The sequence below is a fragment of the Pradoshia sp. Z4_20 genome (genome assembly GCF_058216035.1).
In genome coordinates this window covers 14,662-33,365 of record NZ_JBZAJD010000015.1, presented here as the reverse complement: position 1 = coordinate 33,365, position 18,704 = coordinate 14,662, and the positions used below count along the sequence as shown (strand labels likewise).

18 protein-coding genes and 2 riboswitches are annotated in these 18,704 nt (G+C 39.3%); of the genes, 2 read left to right on the top strand and 16 right to left on the bottom strand.

What is annotated here, in order from left to right; genetic code table 11:
• The first annotated feature begins 168 nt into the window (after window positions 1–168).
• The gene (locus tag AC4BHP_RS18330; protein ID WP_140462272.1) at window positions 169–1,206 is read left to right on the top strand and encodes an NAD(P)/FAD-dependent oxidoreductase; all 1,038 of its coding nucleotides are present in this window, start codon (window positions 169–171) and stop codon (window positions 1,204–1,206) included.
• Window positions 1,207–1,721: 515 nt separating this feature from the next.
• On the opposite strand, the gene AC4BHP_RS18325 is transcribed toward AC4BHP_RS18330, so the two are convergent.
• The 12 genes from AC4BHP_RS18325 to AC4BHP_RS18270 form a co-directional block, all read right to left on the bottom strand.
• Window positions 1,722–2,729, bottom strand: coding sequence for a FecCD family ABC transporter permease (locus AC4BHP_RS18325; protein ID WP_490553684.1), 1,008 nt, complete (start codon window positions 2,727–2,729; stop codon window positions 1,722–1,724).
• On the bottom strand, window positions 2,726–3,736 hold the full coding sequence (locus AC4BHP_RS18320) for a FecCD family ABC transporter permease (protein ID WP_140462271.1): 1,011 nt from the start codon (window positions 3,734–3,736) through the stop codon (window positions 2,726–2,728). Before AC4BHP_RS18320 ends, AC4BHP_RS18325 begins: the two co-directional genes overlap by 4 nt.
• 70 nt (window positions 3,737–3,806) lie before the next feature.
• Window positions 3,807–4,730, bottom strand: coding sequence for an iron-hydroxamate ABC transporter substrate-binding protein (locus AC4BHP_RS18315; protein WP_066109895.1), 924 nt, complete (start codon window positions 4,728–4,730; stop codon window positions 3,807–3,809).
• Entirely contained in the window at window positions 4,681–5,526 is an 846-nt protein-coding gene (locus tag AC4BHP_RS18310; RefSeq protein ID WP_066109900.1) for an ABC transporter ATP-binding protein, read from the bottom strand. Before AC4BHP_RS18310 ends, AC4BHP_RS18315 begins: the two co-directional genes overlap by 50 nt.
• A gap of 418 nt (window positions 5,527–5,944) precedes the next feature.
• Entirely contained in the window at window positions 5,945–6,358 is a 414-nt protein-coding gene (locus AC4BHP_RS18305; protein WP_066109903.1) for a CBS domain-containing protein, read from the bottom strand.
• Window positions 6,359–6,451: 93 nt separating this feature from the next.
• The gene (locus AC4BHP_RS18300; protein ID WP_490553682.1) at window positions 6,452–8,788 is read right to left on the bottom strand and encodes a universal stress protein; all 2,337 of its coding nucleotides are present in this window, start codon (window positions 8,786–8,788) and stop codon (window positions 6,452–6,454) included.
• A 73-nt stretch (window positions 8,789–8,861) separates the two neighbouring features.
• On the bottom strand, window positions 8,862–9,419 hold the full coding sequence (gene kdpC, locus AC4BHP_RS18295) for a potassium-transporting ATPase subunit KdpC (RefSeq protein WP_140462269.1): 558 nt from the start codon (window positions 9,417–9,419) through the stop codon (window positions 8,862–8,864).
• Window positions 9,420–9,450: 31 nt separating this feature from the next.
• The gene (gene kdpB, locus AC4BHP_RS18290; RefSeq protein WP_490553679.1) at window positions 9,451–11,490 is read right to left on the bottom strand and encodes a potassium-transporting ATPase subunit KdpB; all 2,040 of its coding nucleotides are present in this window, start codon (window positions 11,488–11,490) and stop codon (window positions 9,451–9,453) included.
• A 31-nt stretch (window positions 11,491–11,521) separates the two neighbouring features.
• The gene (kdpA, locus tag AC4BHP_RS18285) at window positions 11,522–13,195 is read right to left on the bottom strand and encodes a potassium-transporting ATPase subunit KdpA (RefSeq protein WP_490553677.1); all 1,674 of its coding nucleotides are present in this window, start codon (window positions 13,193–13,195) and stop codon (window positions 11,522–11,524) included.
• 29 nt (window positions 13,196–13,224) lie between these two features.
• Window positions 13,225–13,302, bottom strand: a complete 78-nt coding sequence (locus AC4BHP_RS18280; protein WP_077248205.1) for a potassium-transporting ATPase subunit F — start codon at window positions 13,300–13,302, stop codon at window positions 13,225–13,227.
• A gap of 148 nt (window positions 13,303–13,450) precedes the next feature.
• Window positions 13,451–13,837: a hypothetical protein gene (locus AC4BHP_RS18275; RefSeq protein WP_148631273.1), complete on the bottom strand. Its 387-nt coding sequence runs from the start codon at window positions 13,835–13,837 to the stop codon at window positions 13,451–13,453.
• Between the two features lie 98 nt (window positions 13,838–13,935).
• A complete protein-coding gene (locus tag AC4BHP_RS18270) occupies window positions 13,936–14,085 on the bottom strand; it encodes a hypothetical protein (RefSeq protein ID WP_490553675.1) in 150 nt (49 codons plus the stop codon).
• A gap of 95 nt (window positions 14,086–14,180) precedes the next feature.
• Window positions 14,181–14,321: riboswitch (cyclic di-AMP (ydaO/yuaA leader) on the bottom strand.
• Window positions 14,322–14,406: 85 nt separating this feature from the next.
• Window positions 14,407–14,549: riboswitch (cyclic di-AMP (ydaO/yuaA leader) on the bottom strand.
• A gap of 365 nt (window positions 14,550–14,914) precedes the next feature.
• Between AC4BHP_RS18270 and AC4BHP_RS18265 the strand changes: the two genes are divergently transcribed.
• A complete protein-coding gene (locus tag AC4BHP_RS18265) occupies window positions 14,915–15,355 on the top strand; it encodes a general stress protein (RefSeq protein WP_148631271.1) in 441 nt (146 codons plus the stop codon).
• Between the two features lie 156 nt (window positions 15,356–15,511).
• On the opposite strand, the gene AC4BHP_RS18260 is transcribed toward AC4BHP_RS18265, so the two are convergent.
• The 4 genes from AC4BHP_RS18260 to AC4BHP_RS18245 form a co-directional block, all read right to left on the bottom strand.
• A complete protein-coding gene (locus AC4BHP_RS18260; RefSeq protein ID WP_490553673.1) occupies window positions 15,512–15,889 on the bottom strand; it encodes an SLAP domain-containing protein in 378 nt (125 codons plus the stop codon).
• Window positions 15,890–16,154: 265 nt separating this feature from the next.
• Window positions 16,155–17,456: an FtsW/RodA/SpoVE family cell cycle protein gene (locus AC4BHP_RS18255; RefSeq protein WP_490553671.1), complete on the bottom strand. Its 1,302-nt coding sequence runs from the start codon at window positions 17,454–17,456 to the stop codon at window positions 16,155–16,157.
• 5 nt (window positions 17,457–17,461) lie between these two features.
• Complete coding sequence (locus tag AC4BHP_RS18250) at window positions 17,462–17,869, bottom strand: PadR family transcriptional regulator (RefSeq protein WP_066109930.1); 408 nt, start codon at window positions 17,867–17,869, stop codon at window positions 17,462–17,464.
• Window positions 17,854–18,408, bottom strand: coding sequence for a sigma-70 family RNA polymerase sigma factor (locus tag AC4BHP_RS18245; protein ID WP_490553670.1), 555 nt, complete (start codon window positions 18,406–18,408; stop codon window positions 17,854–17,856). The genes AC4BHP_RS18250 and AC4BHP_RS18245 overlap by 16 nt, the downstream gene beginning before the upstream one ends.
• Window positions 18,409–18,704: the final 296 nt, after the last annotated feature.

Below are 18,704 nucleotides of genomic sequence, written 5' to 3'. Positions count from 1 at the left end.
GCATAGGTGTAGGACAGCCATTGAATAGCTGCTTTCCTACTCCTCTAACTTCCCTGTCGTACATCTATGGCTTGATCAAATTATAAATTCTCATTGATAATGAGAATTATTGTCAATATAATGTACTTAACTACTAGTTCCATCTTTTGTAATAAAGGAGGGTTTTTAATGCCAGATATTTATGATGTAACGATTGTTGGCGGAGGACCAGCGGGTTTGTACAGTGCGTTTTACAGCGGTTTACGAACCATGAAAACAAAGATTATTGAATCTCAGACAATGCTGGGAGGAAAAGTTAATATCTATCCTGAAAAGATGATTTGGGATGTCGGGGGATTGCGTCCTATGCGTGGGGAGGAATTCGTTAAGGATTTGATATCACAAGGATTAACCTTTGAACCTACCGTATGTTTGAATACTAAAGTTGAATATATTACTAAAGAAAATGGATTATTTACTCTTATAACAGATAATGGCGAGAAGCATATATCAAAAACCGTTATTATGGCAAATGGCGGAGGAATTATCTCTCCACAAAAGCTGGATATAGAAGGTGCATCAAAGTACGAGCTTACTAATTTACACTACACCGTTCAGCGAATAGAGCGTTTTAAGGATAAGCATGTCTTAATTTCCGGTGGAGGAAATGCTGCTATTGATTGGGCTGCAGAATTACTGCATGTCGCAGAGAGTGTGACGGTTATTTACCGTAAAGATGAACTGACTGCACACGAGGCTCAAATCAAAAACTTGCAGGAGAACCATGTAGAAATCATCCTCAATGCTACCATTACTTCTTTAGTAGCAAATAAGGAAAACCATGCGATTGATCAAGTGATTTTAGAGATTAATGGTGATAATAGAGCGATTGCTGTTGATGAAGTTTTAATTAATCATGGCTATAATCGCGAAGCTTCTCTCGAATTTGAAGATGGCTTGCAGCCGGAGATGAAGGATGATTACTATTATATCGGTACACCCAAAGGCGTTCTTTCCACAGAAGGAATCTTTGCAGCCGGGGATATTATATCTTACGAAGGAAAAGTAAATTTATTGGTCGGTGCCTTCCAGGATGCTCTCAATGCTGTCAACAGTGCCAAAGTTTTTATTGAACCTTCAGCATACGATACTGCAATGGTCTCATCACATAATGAAGTATTCAAAGAACGGAACGAATTATTATTAAAAGAAGAGCTTGGAATTTAATACAGAATCTATTCTGGAATTTAACATTTAACCATACATAAAGCTGGTAAATACGTAATTTTATCGGCTTTATTTAGACTTTTATCAATATCCCCACCTAAAATGAGGATGACAATAGCCATCCCTTTTTTAAAACTAAATCATTGTATCAATTTTACATATATTCACTAAAGGCACAACAACACATCTATTTTTAGACATCATAATGATCGTTTCTGAATCAACTTCCGTAATCAAAACAGTAATGAGAGTAAATGTTCATTTGCTTTACATCCTACCAGTTCTTCTGACGAGTTAAACATCCAGTTAGTAGAGGAAAAGGGCATTTGGAATAACCAAATAAAAAGAAGCAAGAATGCCGTTAATTAGCATTCTTGATTCTTTTTGCTACAGGGAACAGTAGCTTTATTTTCTGAATTAATATTTACACACAGTTAATGAACGCTATCATTTCCATCCCGATAACAAAACAGTAGAAACCTTTGATAATAAGCAGATTCCCAAGGGATATTCGCTTATTTTTTCAATAATAAATACATAAAATAAGGGGCACCGATAAGGGCAACCATAATACCTGCCGGGAGTCCGTTAGGCTCAATTAGATTTCGGCCGATTGTATCAGCGAATAATAATAACCATCCCCCAATCAAAATGGCAAGTGGGATAAATAATTGGTTTCGTGGTCCTACTAGAGTTTTGGCTATATGCGGTGCCATTAAACCGATGAAGGAGATCCCCCCTGTAACCGAGACAGCGGAAGCAGCCAAGGCAACAGCTGTGATCAGTAAAATGATTCTTTCCTTCTCAATCGACACACCTACACTAATAGCTGCAGGTTCACTAATCCCGAGAAGGTTTAAACGATTGGCTTTGAATAAAGTAAACGGAATAAGGATGACTAACCAAGGGAGCAACGCCCAAATAAAAGGCCAATCTGTTCCCCATATATTCCCTGCTAACCATTGAGCAATAAAATCTACTTTTTCTCGTTCTGCCGATGAAATAAGGACAATCATGGCACCGGAGAGGGCCATCGAAAAACCTATGCCTACTAACACGAGCCTTACCGGCTCCAACCCTGAGTTTTTCGTATATGAAAATAAATAGATGAAACATACGGTGAGGATCGCACCGAAAAACGCGACAAGAGGCAGCATATAAACAAATGAACCTGGTTCAATCGGAAAAAATAGAAAGAAGATAGCTACAGCCACACCCGCTCCAGAATTAATCCCAATAATGCCAGGATCCGCTAAATCATTCCGTGTAATACCTTGTAAAATAGCACCCGATAATGCAAGCGCCATTCCAGCCAACACTGTAATCAGTATTCTTGGTAAACGAATCGAAAATAAAACAAACTCTTCTTTAAACGTGCCCTCTCCAAGTAGTGTTGGAATGAGCCGGTCATAAGATAAAGCAGCTGCTCCCATCCCCATGCTGACAACCGCTGTAGCAATAATGAGAGTCAATAAAACAACAAGAAATAGTCGTTGTTTTTTTAGTAAAGAAGGATGAATCATGAGAATGCTTTCCCTCCTTTACGAACAATTATCAAGAAAAATGGCAACCCTATTGTAGCTACAATAGCTGCTACCGGAGTTTCAAATGGTGCATTTATGGTCCGTCCAAGCGTATCCGCGAAAAGCATAAAAACAGCTCCTGCAATGGCAGACATTGGGATAATAAATCGGTAATCCGTTCCGACGATGGCCCGTACAATATGCGGGATCATTAAGCCAATAAAGGTCATATTCCCGACAAGGGCAACAGATGCACCCGCCAGAAGGATAATGACAACATAAAGGATGAATTTTACTTGTGCCGTGTTTTGCCCCAAGCCAACAGCAACTTCTTCATTTAAACTAAGAATCGTCAGCTGTCTTGCTAAAATGAGCGCCACTAGAATGCCAACTATAATAAAAGGAACAATGATCTGGAGCTGGTCCCAACTAGTTCCAACTAACCCTCCTGAAGTCCATGCTGAAACATTTTTAGATACCTTAAAGTAAATACTTACCCCATCCGCAACCGCATAAAGGAAAGCAGATACAGCAGCACCTGCTAATACGATTCGAAGCGGAGAAAACCCTCCTTTTTTCATAAACCCCATACTAAATACCATGATTGTACCAACAGCTGCTCCAATAAAACAGCCAATCATCAACCCAAAATAATTAATAGATGGGAAAACAACCAGCGTAATTGCCAGCGCCGCATTTGCGCCGGCAGTCAATCCTAGTAAACCTGGATCAGCAAGCGGATTTCTCGTCAACCCTTGCATAATAGCGCCGGCAACAGCTAAAGCTGCTCCTACAAAAATGGCTGCAACTTCTCTTGGAAAACGAATCTCTCGCAGAACAAGAGTTTCATCCGTTTTCACGTTAGAGGTAAGAGCGAGCCATACATCTTTGACAGTCGTATCTGCAGCACCAAAAACCATGGCCGCCACAAACATCCCAGCAAGAACAAGCAAACTGGCAATCATTTTATAGACAAAGGGGACAGAACGTTTCATTTCTTTTGTCATCAGTTACTCATCTTCTCTTTCGTCAGAATAGGGGAAAAGGGATTCCAATTAGAATCCCTCCACCCGAAAATTATTCACCAAGAAATGATTTCTTGAAAAAAGCTAAATGCTTCTCTAATGTAACTGGGTCACTAAAGGAAGCACCGTCTCCTTCCATTTCATATACATGTCCATTTTTAACGGCAGGTATATTTTTATAGGTTTCAGTTTCCTGGAATGATACATCAGCAGCTGCGTATTTACTTAAAATCACATAATCTCCTGCGTATTCAGAGAGTACTTCCGTAGAAAGAGTATAGTATCCATCCTTAGATGTCATCTCTTTTACTTTATCAGGCATTTTCAATTTCATAGCTTGGTAAAGGATTTCTGTTCCGCGTGCCCAATTATCACCGTATACATATAAATTTTTATCAAAAGCTTCTATTACAGATACTGTTGCATCCTCACCGATTTTGGCGCGAATCTCTTCTCCGGCTTCCGCAGCACGTGTTTGGAAGTCATCAACCCAGTCCTCTGCTTCTTTCTCTTTACCTAATAGTTTTCCAATTTCCACATGCTGAGCTAAGTAATCCAATTTGCCCCAAGTATAGGTTACAGTAGGAGCAATCTCCTTTAATTTATCAACGTTTTTAACAGTAGATAACGCAATAATGAGATCAGGATTCAATTCAATGATTTTTTCTAGATTATCCTCTGAAACTTCGGCAACATCCTTTAATTCCTTTTCAAAGGTAGGGTTTGTTTTAGACCAAACGTCAACACCAACTAAATTCACATCCAGTTCAATCACGTTCCCAGTGAATCCTGATAGCATGACAACACGCTGCGGATCTGTTGGTACTTCGACTGGCCCTGTTTCTGATTCATATGTAAATGTTTTTGGCGCTTCTTCTTTTTTTGTATCATTTTCCTTCTCTGTAGATGAACTATTGCTGCATGCACTAATAATTAACACTGAGAGCAGCATAAACGGGAATATCCATTTTTTCATGTTTGGGTTCTCCTTTTAATAAGTTATAAGTAAGGCACATTGGTTTATTTGTTCGTGGATCTCTCCCTATTTGGGCATCAATATGGAATACTTTTCTGAGTACAGCGGGAGTAATCACTTCCTCGCAGGACCCGGCTTTTACAACTCGGCCATCTTTTAAGGCAATCATATAATCAGCAAAACGTGCTGCCTGGTTTAAATCATGCAAGACCATCACAATGGTACGTGCTTGTTCTTGATTCAGTTTTTGTAAAAGCTCTAAGACCTCTAACTGATGAGCCATGTCTAAATAGGTGGTTGGCTCGTCGAGAAAGATGATTTCTGTCTCCTGGGCTAGTGCCATGGCAATCCAAACACGTTGGCGCTGACCGCCTGATAGGGCATCTACCGGACGAAACTTGTAATCTATCGTTCCAGTAACCTCAAGTGCCCAGTCAATTACCTCATAATCTTTTTTAGTTAAACGACCAAATCCCTTTTGATAAGGAAACCTTCCATAGGAAACTAGTTCACCTACTGTAAGTCCGCTTGCACTTTCTGGTGACTGAGGAAGGATGGCCATTTTTTGTGCAAGAATCTTTGTATTATTACTTAAGATACTTTTCCCATCCAAAACGACGTCGCCTGATTGATGAGATATAATGCGTGTAATGGCTTTCAATAAAGTTGATTTCCCACACCCATTAGAGCCAATGATTGTCGTTATTTTCCGGTCAGGTATTTCTACACTGAGATCCTTTACAATTAATTCTTCCCCGTACCCAATGTTCAAACGATCTGTATAGAGGCGATTCATAGTAAACCTCCTTAAAAGGATATATAGCCCAACTTAATTGATAATGATTATCAATACGTAGTTAAATATAATTTCTTTTCCTACTTTTGTCAATCTATTTTTTCAGAAATTACCGAATTATTATTTACCTCGAGAAACACCGACTACATCTTATTGATAAAAAAAGACTGCTCCCTTTTTTACAGGAAACAATCTTTTAAATTCACCTTTTTATGTATGTATGAACTTTTTATAGAATATAGGGCTGTTAAACCGTCAATTCTAAAAGATTACCTTATAATCAAGGCAGTCGTGTTAGAAAGCTTATGTGACTGCTGATTATACTGAACATTAACTTTTGACTCTCTTATTGTATGGTAATAAAATAATTCCTTGCGAAAGGTAATAAAAGTTAAACAGTACACTATTACTATTAATTTTATGCTTTTTTCTCGAAAATCCCCTTAGCACAGTATTCTATGATTTCTCTTCTTCTAATAATTCCAATAAAAATGCCCGCGTCATCAATAACAGGGACAAAATTCTGCTCCATTGCCCTTAAAAGAATACTTTCCATATCAGCATCAATATGAATCGGTTCATTATAACGCTTTGGTTTTATGTCTTTCAGTTTCGTTTTATGGGTGTTTTCGAATGATAAGTCAGGGGTGTTTTTCATTTTCCAGAGTAAGTCCCCCTCTGTTAAGGTGCCAACATATCTTCCATGGTTATCGATAATGGGAACTGCAGAGTACTTGTGAAACTCCATTTTTTCCAACGCTTGTCTCATCGTGGACTCATATTTAACGAAGGCTACTTCTCTTTTTGGGATTAGAAAAAAGGCTATATTCACCGCTTACCCCCTCATCAGTTATTCATCATATACTTCCTGCTCTGCTTTAGAATGCCCGACTGATTAGTTTATATGCTGTTCTAAATTTAGCGGTTAACTTAGTCCCTTCTTTTTATCAGGTTTTTGATCTGCAATAATTAATACATCTAAATGACGGACTAAACGCAATAGCTTTTGGACAACCGAACCTCTTATGATCTCTTCCAATCGTGTCCGTGTCGATTGTCCGATAAACACTTGGGTTGCCTCTTTGTCATTTAATCGTTCTCCCAATTCTTCAACAACTTTTCTTCGGTGGGATGTTTCGTATATTTCAAAAATCCCACCCAGTCTTTCGGTTAAAAACTGCAAGTTCTTCATTTTGGACTGTTCTTCGTCTGTTAGAACAGAATGCTCCCTTACATAACCCACATACCAGTTAGCCTTCAACCGATAAGCAGTTCGAAAACCACGTCGAATTAAACGCTCACTGTTCCCGCGTAAATTTACACAAACAAAGATGACCTCTTGTTTTCGCCACGGTCCTCTTAAAGTACGGTTACGTTCCAATAATTCTAGTCTCTCATCAACATCATCAGCGACTTCACGAAGGGCGAGTTCTCTTAATGCGATTAAATTATACGTTTTAAAAAAATGATTCAGTGCCTGTTCTACTTTTTCCTTTGCGTATATATTCCCCTCCAGCATACGTTGCTGCAACTCCTTTGGAGAAATATCAATAAGCTCAATCTCATCTGCCATTCGGAGAACTTGATCGGGTACTGTTTCCCGTACCCGCACTCCTGTAATTTGTTCAATACTGTCATTTAAACTTTCTAAATGCTGAATGTTCATGGTTGAGATGACCGAAATCCCTGATTTTATAATCTCTTCAACATCTTCATAACGTTTTTTATGATTGCTGCCTGGTACGTTGGTATGAGCCAATTCATCAACTAGTACCACCTCGGGATTTCTCTTTATAATGGCATCTACATCCATTTCTTCAATCACAACATTTTTATAGTTAATTTTCATTCGTGGCATCATTTCCAAGCTTCCGACTTGATCAAGTGTTTCTTTCCTACCATGTGTTTCAAGCAAACCAATTACGACATCTATTCCGTTTTTCTTCAACTCGTTAGCCTCACGCAGCATCGTATACGTCTTCCCGACACCTGGAGCTGCCCCAATATAAACCTTTAATTGTCCACGCTTCATTTTTCCAATCCGCTCTTCCACTTCTCGATTTGATAAGCGACGGTATGGATTGATTTTATTGTCGTCTCCCAACTTAGCAGGTATTACTCTTTTTCCACTTTTATCTGTTCGGTCAGCTACAACCAAGATATCTATGTTTTGCGTACTTCGCAGAATTTTATTAATGACCGAGCCGTTTATGATTTCTTCCAGGCGGCTTCTTTTAGAATGGCCTATTACAATTTTGGTGATTTTCTTGTCAGTTGCATAGGTGACGATTTCCTCGGCTGCATCCGTTCGAGTAATAGAAAATTCTTCAAATTTACCTCCAACTTTATGAACTAACTTTTTAATGGACCTTCTAAAAGTTTGCTCTTCCTTTGAAAGCTTTCTATCCGGTGAAAGGAAACATACGACTAATAGCTCACCACCCAAACGTTTTGCAACTTGTTGTCCTCTACGTACTAAAATTGAGCCATTCCAGTGATATTGAACGGTAACAAGAATTCTCTCCGATGCTCCGGATGGTCCTATCAGCCCTTGCTGTTCTCGATATTCATCCAGTTCGTCATTTACTTCACCTGCTAAATGGCGTAAGGCAAGCTCGCGTAATACTGCCAAATTTGCTCGTTTAAACAATTTCTCTTCTAATACCCGGTCTATGTTGCCATCCTGTAAACGATTAAGAATTTGGTCAGGTGTTACATCCAAAAGCTTAACCTCATCTGCCATCGCAAGGGTGTCATTCGGTACACAATGATCCACCTGTACTTTAATGCCTAACAGTTTTTCAACAATCTCTCTAACTCCATTTAATTCGTAAATGTTCATCGTTGTAATTACACTAATATTGTGGTTCATTAGCTCTATTACATCTTCAAGTCTTGTCTTATGCGGTGCATCTAAGCGATTGCGATGTGACAAGATATCAACAAGAACAACTTCTGGATTCCTTTCTTTAATGGCTTCAATATCTAAATCCTGTTTAACTATTCCGTTCTCCACCCATTCAATTGGTCGAATCGTCTCCAAATCCCCGATTTGTTCATTTGTTTTAGGACGATTGGATGGACTGATTATTCCAATCACAACATCAATCGATCTCTTCTTCAATACATTCCCATCCAATAACATATGATAGGTCTTTCCCGATCCAGAAACCGCCCCGAGAATAATTTTCAGCCTTCCTCGTTTCACTTCATAAATCGATTGTAAAAATTCTTCGGGAGTTTTTCTGCGAAATTCGACCATGCTTTCACCCCTATCTTTCTACAGACAAGAAAAGGAGAGCTGGTATACGATACTCTCCCTTTCTCCTTCTTCCTTATTTCAATCTATCAAGCTCCATATTTAGCTGTAATACATTTACCCGCGGTTCTCCTAATATCCCATATTGCCTTCCATCCGTATTTTTTATAATAAGGGACTCTAATTGCTCTTCATCCATGTCCCTGACATCAGCAATTCTCGGTACTTGAATCTTCGCTGCCATCGGTGAAATATGCGGATCCAAACCTGAACCTGAATTTGTTAAAAGATCTGCCGGAATATCTTCTTTTTGCACATCAGGGTTATTTTCTAAAAATGCCTTTATATCGTTTTTAGTCCGCTCAATCATATCCTCATTAGATGGTGCATAATTTCCTGACCCTGATCCAGAAGCATTATATTCAATAGAAGATACACGGCTCATGAAGTATTTCGCATCCTTAAAACTCTGCCCAATCAATTCAGAACCTACCACATCCCCGTCTTTAGCTTCGATCACACTGCCATCGGCTTTAGCTGGGAAAATCAGCTGTGATACCCCTGTCATCGCCAAAGGATACATGATCCCGCATATAAGAAGTAGTACCAGACTTACCCTCAAATTTTTCAACATGTATACGTCACCTTTACTTTATTAGTTATTTTTAAACAAAATTCATGACCATAAGCAGAGAATCGATTACCTTAATACCGATAAACGGAACAATGACTCCCCCGAATCCAAAAATCGTGAGGTTACGATTTAATAGTTTTGTAGAACTCATCGGCACATATTTAACACCCTTCATTGCCAGTGGTATAAGCAATGGGATGATAATTGCGTTAAAGATGAGAGCGGATAGAATCGCGCTTTGTGGTGTATTTAGATTCATAATATTTAGTGCCCCTATTTGCGGGATTGCTACCATAAACATAGCTGGGATAATCGCAAAGTATTTCGCAACATCATTAGCAATACTGAACGTAGTCAAAGCACCTCTTGTCATTAACAGTTGCTTACCGATGGCTACTACTTCAATGATCTTCGTTGGGTCAGAATCTAAGTCAACCATGTTCGCCGCCTCTTTTGCCGCAATCGTTCCGCTATTCATCGCAAGGCCAACATCAGCCTGCGCGAGTGCCGGTGCATCATTCGTTCCGTCTCCTGTCATCGCTACCAGCTTTCCTTCGGCTTGTTCCTTTTTAATAACGGAAATCTTATCTTCGGGTTTTGCCTCAGAGATAAAATCATCCACCCCCGCCTCACGAGCGATCGTTGCGGCGGTCAGTGGGTTATCCCCTGTACACATGACCGTTTTTATCCCCATTTTTCGTAATTCGTCAAATCGTTCTTTCATTCCCGGTTTGACGGTATCTTTTAAATATATTAAGCCTAGAATTTTATTACCTTCTGCTACTGCAAGCGGTGTGCCACCTTCCATTGCGATTGTTTTTGTTTTACTATCAAGATCCTTTGGTACAGTCCCTCCCTGAGCGGTCACGTACTCTTTAATAGCATCTACGGCCCCTTTTCTAATTCTCCCTCCATCCGCAAAGTCCGTTCCGCTCATCCGTGTTTCCGCTTTAAATTCAACGCCTTCGGAATCAATTTCATGTCCCACAGTTTCTAAAACACCTGATTTTTTTGCCAGCTCAATAATCGAGCGTCCCTCAGGAGTCTCATCATGAAGAGAGCTAGCTTGTGCGGCTTTATTCAGCTCTATTTGATCTGCTTTTCCAACGGACACAAATGCTGTAGCCATCCGGTTCCCATAGGTTATCGTTCCTGTTTTATCGAGAATTATCGTATTAATATCCCCAGCCGCCTCCACTGCTTTACCTGACATAGCAATTACATTAAATTGAGTAACTCGGTCCATCCCGGCGACTCCAATCGCTGAAAGCAGTCCCCCAATCGTCGTAGGAATCAAACAAACAAGTAAGGCTACCAAAGTTGCGATTGGTATAGTCACTCCAACATAGGAGGCGATTGGAACCAGGGTCGTACAAACAATTAAGAATATCAACGTTAAGCTGACGAGCAATGTATTTAATGCAATTTCATTCGGTGTTTTTTGGCGCTTAGCTCCTTCAACCAAATGAATCATACGATCAAGGAAGGATTCACCTGGATCCGTCGTCACTCGAATCTTTAGCCTGTCACTAATTACTCGTGTACCGCCGGTGACTGAGCTGAAATCTCCACCAGATTCTTTAATAACCGGTGCAGATTCACCTGTTATTGCTGATTCATCAACAGAGGCTACCCCTTCTACAATTTCCCCATCGCCAGGAATCAATTCAGTTGCTTTGACAACAACTATATCCCCTTTTCTCAATTCAGTTGATTGGACCATTTTGGTTGATCCATCTTTCAAAAGCAATCTGGCACTTGTATCTTGTTTTGTCTTTTTCAAGCTTTCAGCTTGTGCCTTACCTCTTCCTTCTGCTAAAGATTCCGCAAAGTTAGCGAATAGAATGGTAAGAAGTAAGATTGCACTTACACTCCCGTTGTAAATTGAACTCGCTCCCCCTCCAAATAGGGTGGGGAAAATGGTCAGGATTAGGGTGATAACAAACCCAACCTCTACTACAAACATGACTGGATTTTTAGCCATCAGACGCGGGTCCAGCTTTTTAAAAGCATCTATTAAAGCACGCTTGACTATAGCGTTATTAATCGCCGCTTTACGCTTTGTGTTCATTAGAATACTCCTTTACCTTCTTTTTTCTTTATTAGCGAATCGATAAATACTCCGCAATTGGTCCGAGCGTGATAACTGGGAAGAATGTTAATGCCCCTACGATTAAAACCGTAGTCACCAGAAGAACGATGAATGTGATGTTATCTGATTTAAACGTACCAATCGTTTCCGGAACAGGTTTTTTATTTAGTAACGATCCAGCTACTGCAAGCATGGCAATCATGGAGAAATAGCGGCCAAATAACATCACTAACCCTGTTGATATATTCCAAAATGGTGTATTATCACCTAAGCCTTCAAATCCTGATCCATTGTTCGCCGCAGATGAAGTAAATTCATAGACGACTTGAGTAATTCCATGGAACCCTGAATTCGAAATCGCTGATGACCCCATTTCTGTTGCCAGCGCAATGGCCGATGGAGCCAGAATAATTAGCGGATGTATTAAAATGGTAATGGCGATTAACTTCATTTCTTTCGCTTCGATTTTACGCCCTAAAAATTCAGGTGTTCGCCCAACCATTAATCCTGCTAAGAAAACAGCTAGAATGGCATACATTAAAATATTTACGGTTCCAACACCGTCCCCACCAAATACACAATTCAACATCATTTCCCCCAATGGAACCAACCCTCCAAGCGGGGTTAACGTGTCATGCATATTGTTTACTGTGCCTGTGGTTGCAGCTGTTGTAACTGTTGTAAATAGGGCACTTTGGGCAATTCCAAACCGCACTTCCTTCCCTTCCATACTTCCATCTGATTGAGAAAGGCCGATTTCTCGAAGCGCAGGATTTCCATTTGCTTCACTAAAATAGGCTAATGATAAGAACGCAAGAAACATAATTCCCATCGCACTGAATAAAATCCAACCTTGCTTACGGCTTCTAGCCATATGTCCAAAAGCGATTGGCAGTGAAGCTGGTAGTAAAAACATGGATAAGATTTCAATAACGTTCGTGAGTGGTGTTGGATTCTCAAATGGATGTGCAGAGTTTACACCGAAAAATCCCCCGCCATTAGTCCCTAAATGCTTAATAGATTCCAAAGCTGCAACAGGTCCACGCGCAATCTGCTGTTCGGCACCCTCCAGGGTCGTAGCTGTAATCGTCGGCCCTATTGTTTGCGGAACTCCCTGACCTACTAGCACGATTCCAACCAGGATGGAAAGCGGGATCAGAATACGTGTATGGGCACGGATTAAATCCACATAAAAGTTACCTATGCTTTTTTGCCCTGTCAGGCCTCTCATAAAGGCGATACATAAAGCAATTCCTGTCGCTGGTGTTGTAAACATCAGAAAGATAATAACCATCATTTGTGATAAATAAGATAATCCTGATTCTCCGCTATAGTGTTGTAAATTAGTATTGGTTAAAAAACTCGCTACTGTATTAAAAGATAAGAACGGATCCATTGAAGCAATCCCACTTGGATTTCCCGGTAAAACACCTTGTAGACGAACGATTATATAACATATAGCAAACATTGCTATATTACTAACCAATAAAGCCTTTGCGTATTGCTTCCATTTCATATTCCCTTGCGAAATTCCTGACAGCTTATAAATTATTTTCTCTATTCCGCCAAATGCTCGATCAAGCTTTGTCTCTTCCAAAGAGAAAGCACGGGCTATGTAGCGCCCCATAGGTATAGCAAGCAATAAAAGAACTGCTAATACCAATGCTATTTGTATAAAATCCATTATTCTTTCCCCCATAGTGTTTTAATAAATTAATATCTCTCTGGATGAATTAAGGCATCAACCAAGTAAATCGCAAGTCCACCTACAACAATTCCTATAAAGATCATTTTTCTACCCCTCGTTCCTCAATCACATTGTCACAAAATTTGATAAATCCCCAAAATATTAGAAATGAACCTACTGCTAATCCAATTGAAATAAAATCCACAAGAACCTTCCTTTCATAAAATTAATTTTTTAATCCACAGCTAAAGGTTAAAGGTGATTGGTTAACCAACTATATGAGCTGCTTCCAGGTTTACTTATATAAACAAGTTTGGCGCCGAGCTTCTTGTAAAGCTGATAATCCCTGCTGCATTGTGTCGCAACAATGATTTTTCTCGTACCCAATTTAGAAAAGAAGGTAGTCAATTCAAACCCTTCATTGATGGAATCTGAAATAATATAAACCTTGTTATATACCAAAAATTCCTTTTCCATTTCAATTTGGTTATCTATTCTCCTGTTTCCATTTTCCGTGTTGTAAAGAGATTTAAAATATTGCTTATAAGGCAATACATCAAATGCCCTTGTTCTGAAGCTATTACTAGAAATCACTGACGTATAAAGATTGCCTTTGCCGATAATCAGCACGTTTCCCACTTTTAAATCCCCCTTAATCTCATAGAAGGATAAAGCTGCCCTTTCTATATCCCATATATGTTGATCGAATGATAGAAAGGACACCCCTTATTGTCCTTTTATCTAACTTTAGAGAAACCATTCGGATAATATGAAATATTCATCTGGTTATTCTGGTAAACGATTGAACTAGCTCTTCTTGCATTCTCATCCTCTATTTTTGCTTTTTCCTCGAGCAGCTTGATATCCAGATAACTCATACGAAACATTTGGTTGGTTCCTCCTTATTTTTGTTAAAATTTACCATTCAAAAAGCACAAAAAAGCCCTCTGTATTACACAGTGGGCTTTAAACCAAAGGTAATACCTTCTCTCTTAACGCTTACGAGGTTAGCTGTCGGATTCGGGCCAAAAGAGTAGCCCTACCTTGTTAAGGATTCACCCCAAGTGACATTGTCACAAAAGTGGTTCCCCCGCTCTTTAAAAAGACTCAGCGATTTAAGATATTAACGTATTAAATTGTTAAAATTCAAAAAAGACCACAGAGGTCTACCCTGTGGTCGAAATAACTTCTTCGACTCCCCAGTTACACCATCCTCTCCCTTAACACTTACGAGGTTAGCTGTCGGATTCGGGCCAAAAGAGTAGCCCTACCTTGATTAAGGATTCACCCCAAGTGACAAGAGTCACAAAAGTGGTTCCCCCGCTCTTTAAAGATTCAGCGATTAAGAATGATTTAATTATGAGAGTAATACTACTCCGGTATTTTCCAGTTGTAAAGAGTATGAGTAGCTCATATTCATCCTAAAATACAGAAAAACAGTTAAATATAACCACTTTGATAGCCAAATGATATGAAATCTTTAAATTACTCAGTTATTCACTGTTTTATTTAGAATTAAATTTTATTTTTCTTGATTTTAACAAGATAAAAAGGTGTTTCCTTATGACTCGTTGTCTGGCCCGAACCCATTTTATTATAAATCGAATACTTTAATTTAATAAAAAATAACGATCTATCCAGTACACCCAGGAAAAAGTGTCTAAAGATATTAAAACGGGTAAATAAGTCATATTAAAGAAAATTGGGAGGTATAGAATGGGAGATTATGTGATTAACGTATATGAAAACGAGCAACAAGCAGCAGATGCTATTGAGGAGTTTAAAAAGGAAGGCTATACGACTGATGAAATTTCCGTGATTGCTAACCAGGCAAATGATTTATCCAAGATGTCACAGGAAGTAAAAATATCTACTATGGATGGAGCTATTGCAGGAGCTGCTACCGGAGGGGCACTCGGCATTGCCGGCGCACTCGCAGGATTACCGGCTGTATTGGTCCCAGGTTTAGGGGCAATTTTGGCTGCAGGTCCTGTTTTAACTATGCTCGGCGGTGCGCTAGTTGGAGCCCGATCCAGTGAAGGAGGATTATTAAACTCTCTGATGAATATCGGACTTTCTGAAGAGGACGCTCAACGTTACTCTAATGAAGTCCAGGATGGAAAATTCCTCGTCATACTTCATGCTAAATCTTCCTGATAATAAAAACGGCTTGATGATTCCTACTTGAATCAAGCCGTTTTATATTACCTTAGGAAGTTTAGATCTCTCAGAAACTTTATTTATATTAAAAACTTTTTACTATTTTCGATATAATTTTATTCAACTGATTTTGGTCTTTTTGCCTGTTGAAATTCAAACTGCCTCTAATCGTCCATTCTTAATAGATAGCTGTGTTTTGTAGCTTTCTTTTGGAAATATAAATGTCCATGGCATACTCACTTCATTTGGAATCACAAGCTTAGGTAAGGTAAATTCATTTTCCGCAATAACCTCTCCCTGAATTTTGTATCGTAATCTTGTGTTATTAAATGTAAGCGGCTGATCCGTGAAATTATGGACTAATACGGTCACAAGCAGTGCCTCTTTGTGGTTGATGGCTTCCCGGATAGGAGAGAAAATTACACCTGTGCCGTTTAGATGCTTTGTCTCTACAAATACTTTTTCTATATAGCTTCGGTCCTGGGCAGATAACGCTTTATCCCACGATTTTTCGAACTGCAATTGTTGCATGATTAGAACACTCCTATTGATTCATTACTCCAAAATCCCACTATAATATATGATAAGTTTAACATTAACATAAAAACCCCACCTGTGTTTAACAGATGGGATTATATCATTATCCTCTAAGCATATTACGTCCGCCATTAACCGCGATGATTTGTCCGTTAATATAGCCTGAAATCCTTTTCGTGATTTCCCACTCTTATTTTCTGCCTATGGAAGATGATGTTAATTGGTTTGGTCCGAACCTCGCTTAAAAAGGATGCTAGGCCTAATTGACCTCGCACTCTCTTACTGTCATTACACCATAATGCTTACGCCTGTAAACACTAAGTACAATTCCTATTAAAAACGCATTCAAAATCGTCGACATCCAGCCATAGCTGATAAACGGTAAGTAGATTGTCATAATCGGGACAAACCCGAATATCATCGCAATATTATAGAAAAATTGTAAAGAAAACAGGGCCAGAGCTCCGATAACAAGTAACTTTCCATATCTATTGCGTGCTCCTATCGCAATATACCCCATTCGAATCACAAATAATAGGAGAATAATCAGAACTGCCACGGTGACAACATACCCGAAATGAGAGGTCAGACCCGCCAATGCATAATCGGAATATGTTCCTGGAAGAACATTACCCAGGCCAGCAGAGCTTCCATACCATTTTGCTTCGGTCATCAGCTCCCTTAGTTGCACATACATATACCCTGAACCATCTGCATACTTCTCGGGATTTATATAGGCTGCTATCCGCTCATTCTGATAACCTTTTAAAGAAGGCAAAACGGCTACCAACCCAATTATGAATGCTGTAATCGTACTTGCGGTTATAAATAATGCAGTTTTCTTACTTAAATGGCTCCACCATAACATAATCAAAACTGTCATTCCATAGATAAATGAGATTGCTAGGTCTGGAACCATTAAGAAAAGATAAAAGGAGTAGATAAACAAAAGAAAAAGCTGCCAAACTTTCAATTTCTTATTCTGAAAAAATTGAGCCCAAGCCAGGAAAAAGAACGGCAATGCAATCCAACAATTGAATGAACCAAGCATTGGTATACCAAAATAAGGTTCCCCATTGATTGTATAAGACGGAATTAGCCGTAACCCATAGAGTATAGCTACACCAACCAGATAAAAGGCCCAACCCCATCTTTGCAGCTTCCGATAGTCAAAGTACATAATCCCAATTGCCAGCGCTATGCCTAGCAGACCAAAAATCACTCTATTCCGCATAAATGAATCCTGTATTTCCACTTGTGACGAATCCATTGATAAAATCGGGAGAAATCCAAGCATCATCACTGCTGCTAAAAGGGAAAGAAGCAGCCAATCCACTTTCGGTCGGTATAGCTTGTTCATCTTCTCACCAAGCTTATACGGATCTCCCATTTGCTTAATCGCCTTCTCCTGTGCCTCCGTAGCCGACAGCCCTTTCCCCAGCCAATATTCCTTTGCTTCCTTAAGATGATAATTCAATTCTTTTTCAACACTTACCTTCGCTTCCTTTGAGCGAATTTGCCCGATAACTTCTCCCAAAAAGCGTTCTCTATCATTGACCATTCTGATCACCTCTCCGCCTGTCCTCTCAAGGTAAGACTAGCTAGCCATACTCGTTCATCAGACTTTTCAAGCGCACGTCTCCCCTTGTCGGTCAGCTGATACTTTTTTTCTCCTGATGATCCCCATGAAGCCGTAATGATTCCCGCTAGCTCCTGTTCATGCAAAAACGCATATATAGAACCTTCCTCGTCCTCATACTTTCTTATGCCTCTTACTGCAAGAAGCCTTGTTAATTCAAAGCCTGTCCTTTCCTTTAAAAGAAGCTGGAGGAGGTTAATGAACATATCCTGCTCGCTGAATGATTCTTTTGCGATGGACTTATGAATGCGCTTTTTCATAGTTTCTGAGAAATCTAGCTCCCGCATGCAAGTTTCCTTCATAGCCTTTTTAAGACCCTTCAACCGTTCTTCCATTCGCTATATCCCTCCCAACTATCCTTTAAAAGTGCCTTCGCTCTGCGGAGTCTCGTTTTCACTGTATTGTTATTAATAGATAGTACCTGCGCCATTTCACGAATGGGCATCCCCTCAAAATAATGAAGATAGATGACTTCCCGATATTTAATCGGCAGATGCATAACAGAATGCGCCAGACGTTCTTCTTCATCTTGCCGAATAACCGCTTGTTCAGTGCTATGCCCACTTTCACCAGAATAAATGTATTCATCACTTGAGAGGAAGACATGGTTTTTGTACCAGCTTTTCAAATAATCCTTGCAATGATTAATAGCTATTCTCCACAACCATGTCCTAATTTTTGATTTCCCCTTATATGTATGAAGGGATTGATAGCATTTTACAAAGATATCTTGGGTAAGGTCCTCAGCAAGTTCACGATTCTTCACATAAGAATAGGAGAGTTGTAAAATTTCTTGCCCATATTGGTCCATCAGTTCGTCGATGATGATCTCCTTTTCCTCAATAACGAGGCGTTCCATTGTTATTTCATCCACTATTTCTCCCCCTTCCTAAATATTGACGAGGCTATTCCGTTTCCGGTTTTAGTTTTTTTAAAATAAAGTTCATTTGTTTATTCAGGCTTGATCACATTCGGATAATCAGTCGGTCTCATGGAGATAATCCCGTGTACAAACAATACGCATAGAAATATTGATTACTTGTTTAAAATAGAAATTAAAATTACCGATATATAGATTCAAAACAACATATACATATATTACCACCAACAATAACTTTCTTTAGTAGATTAGTAACATTTTTATTTCTCATTTAAATATTTCCAAATTGC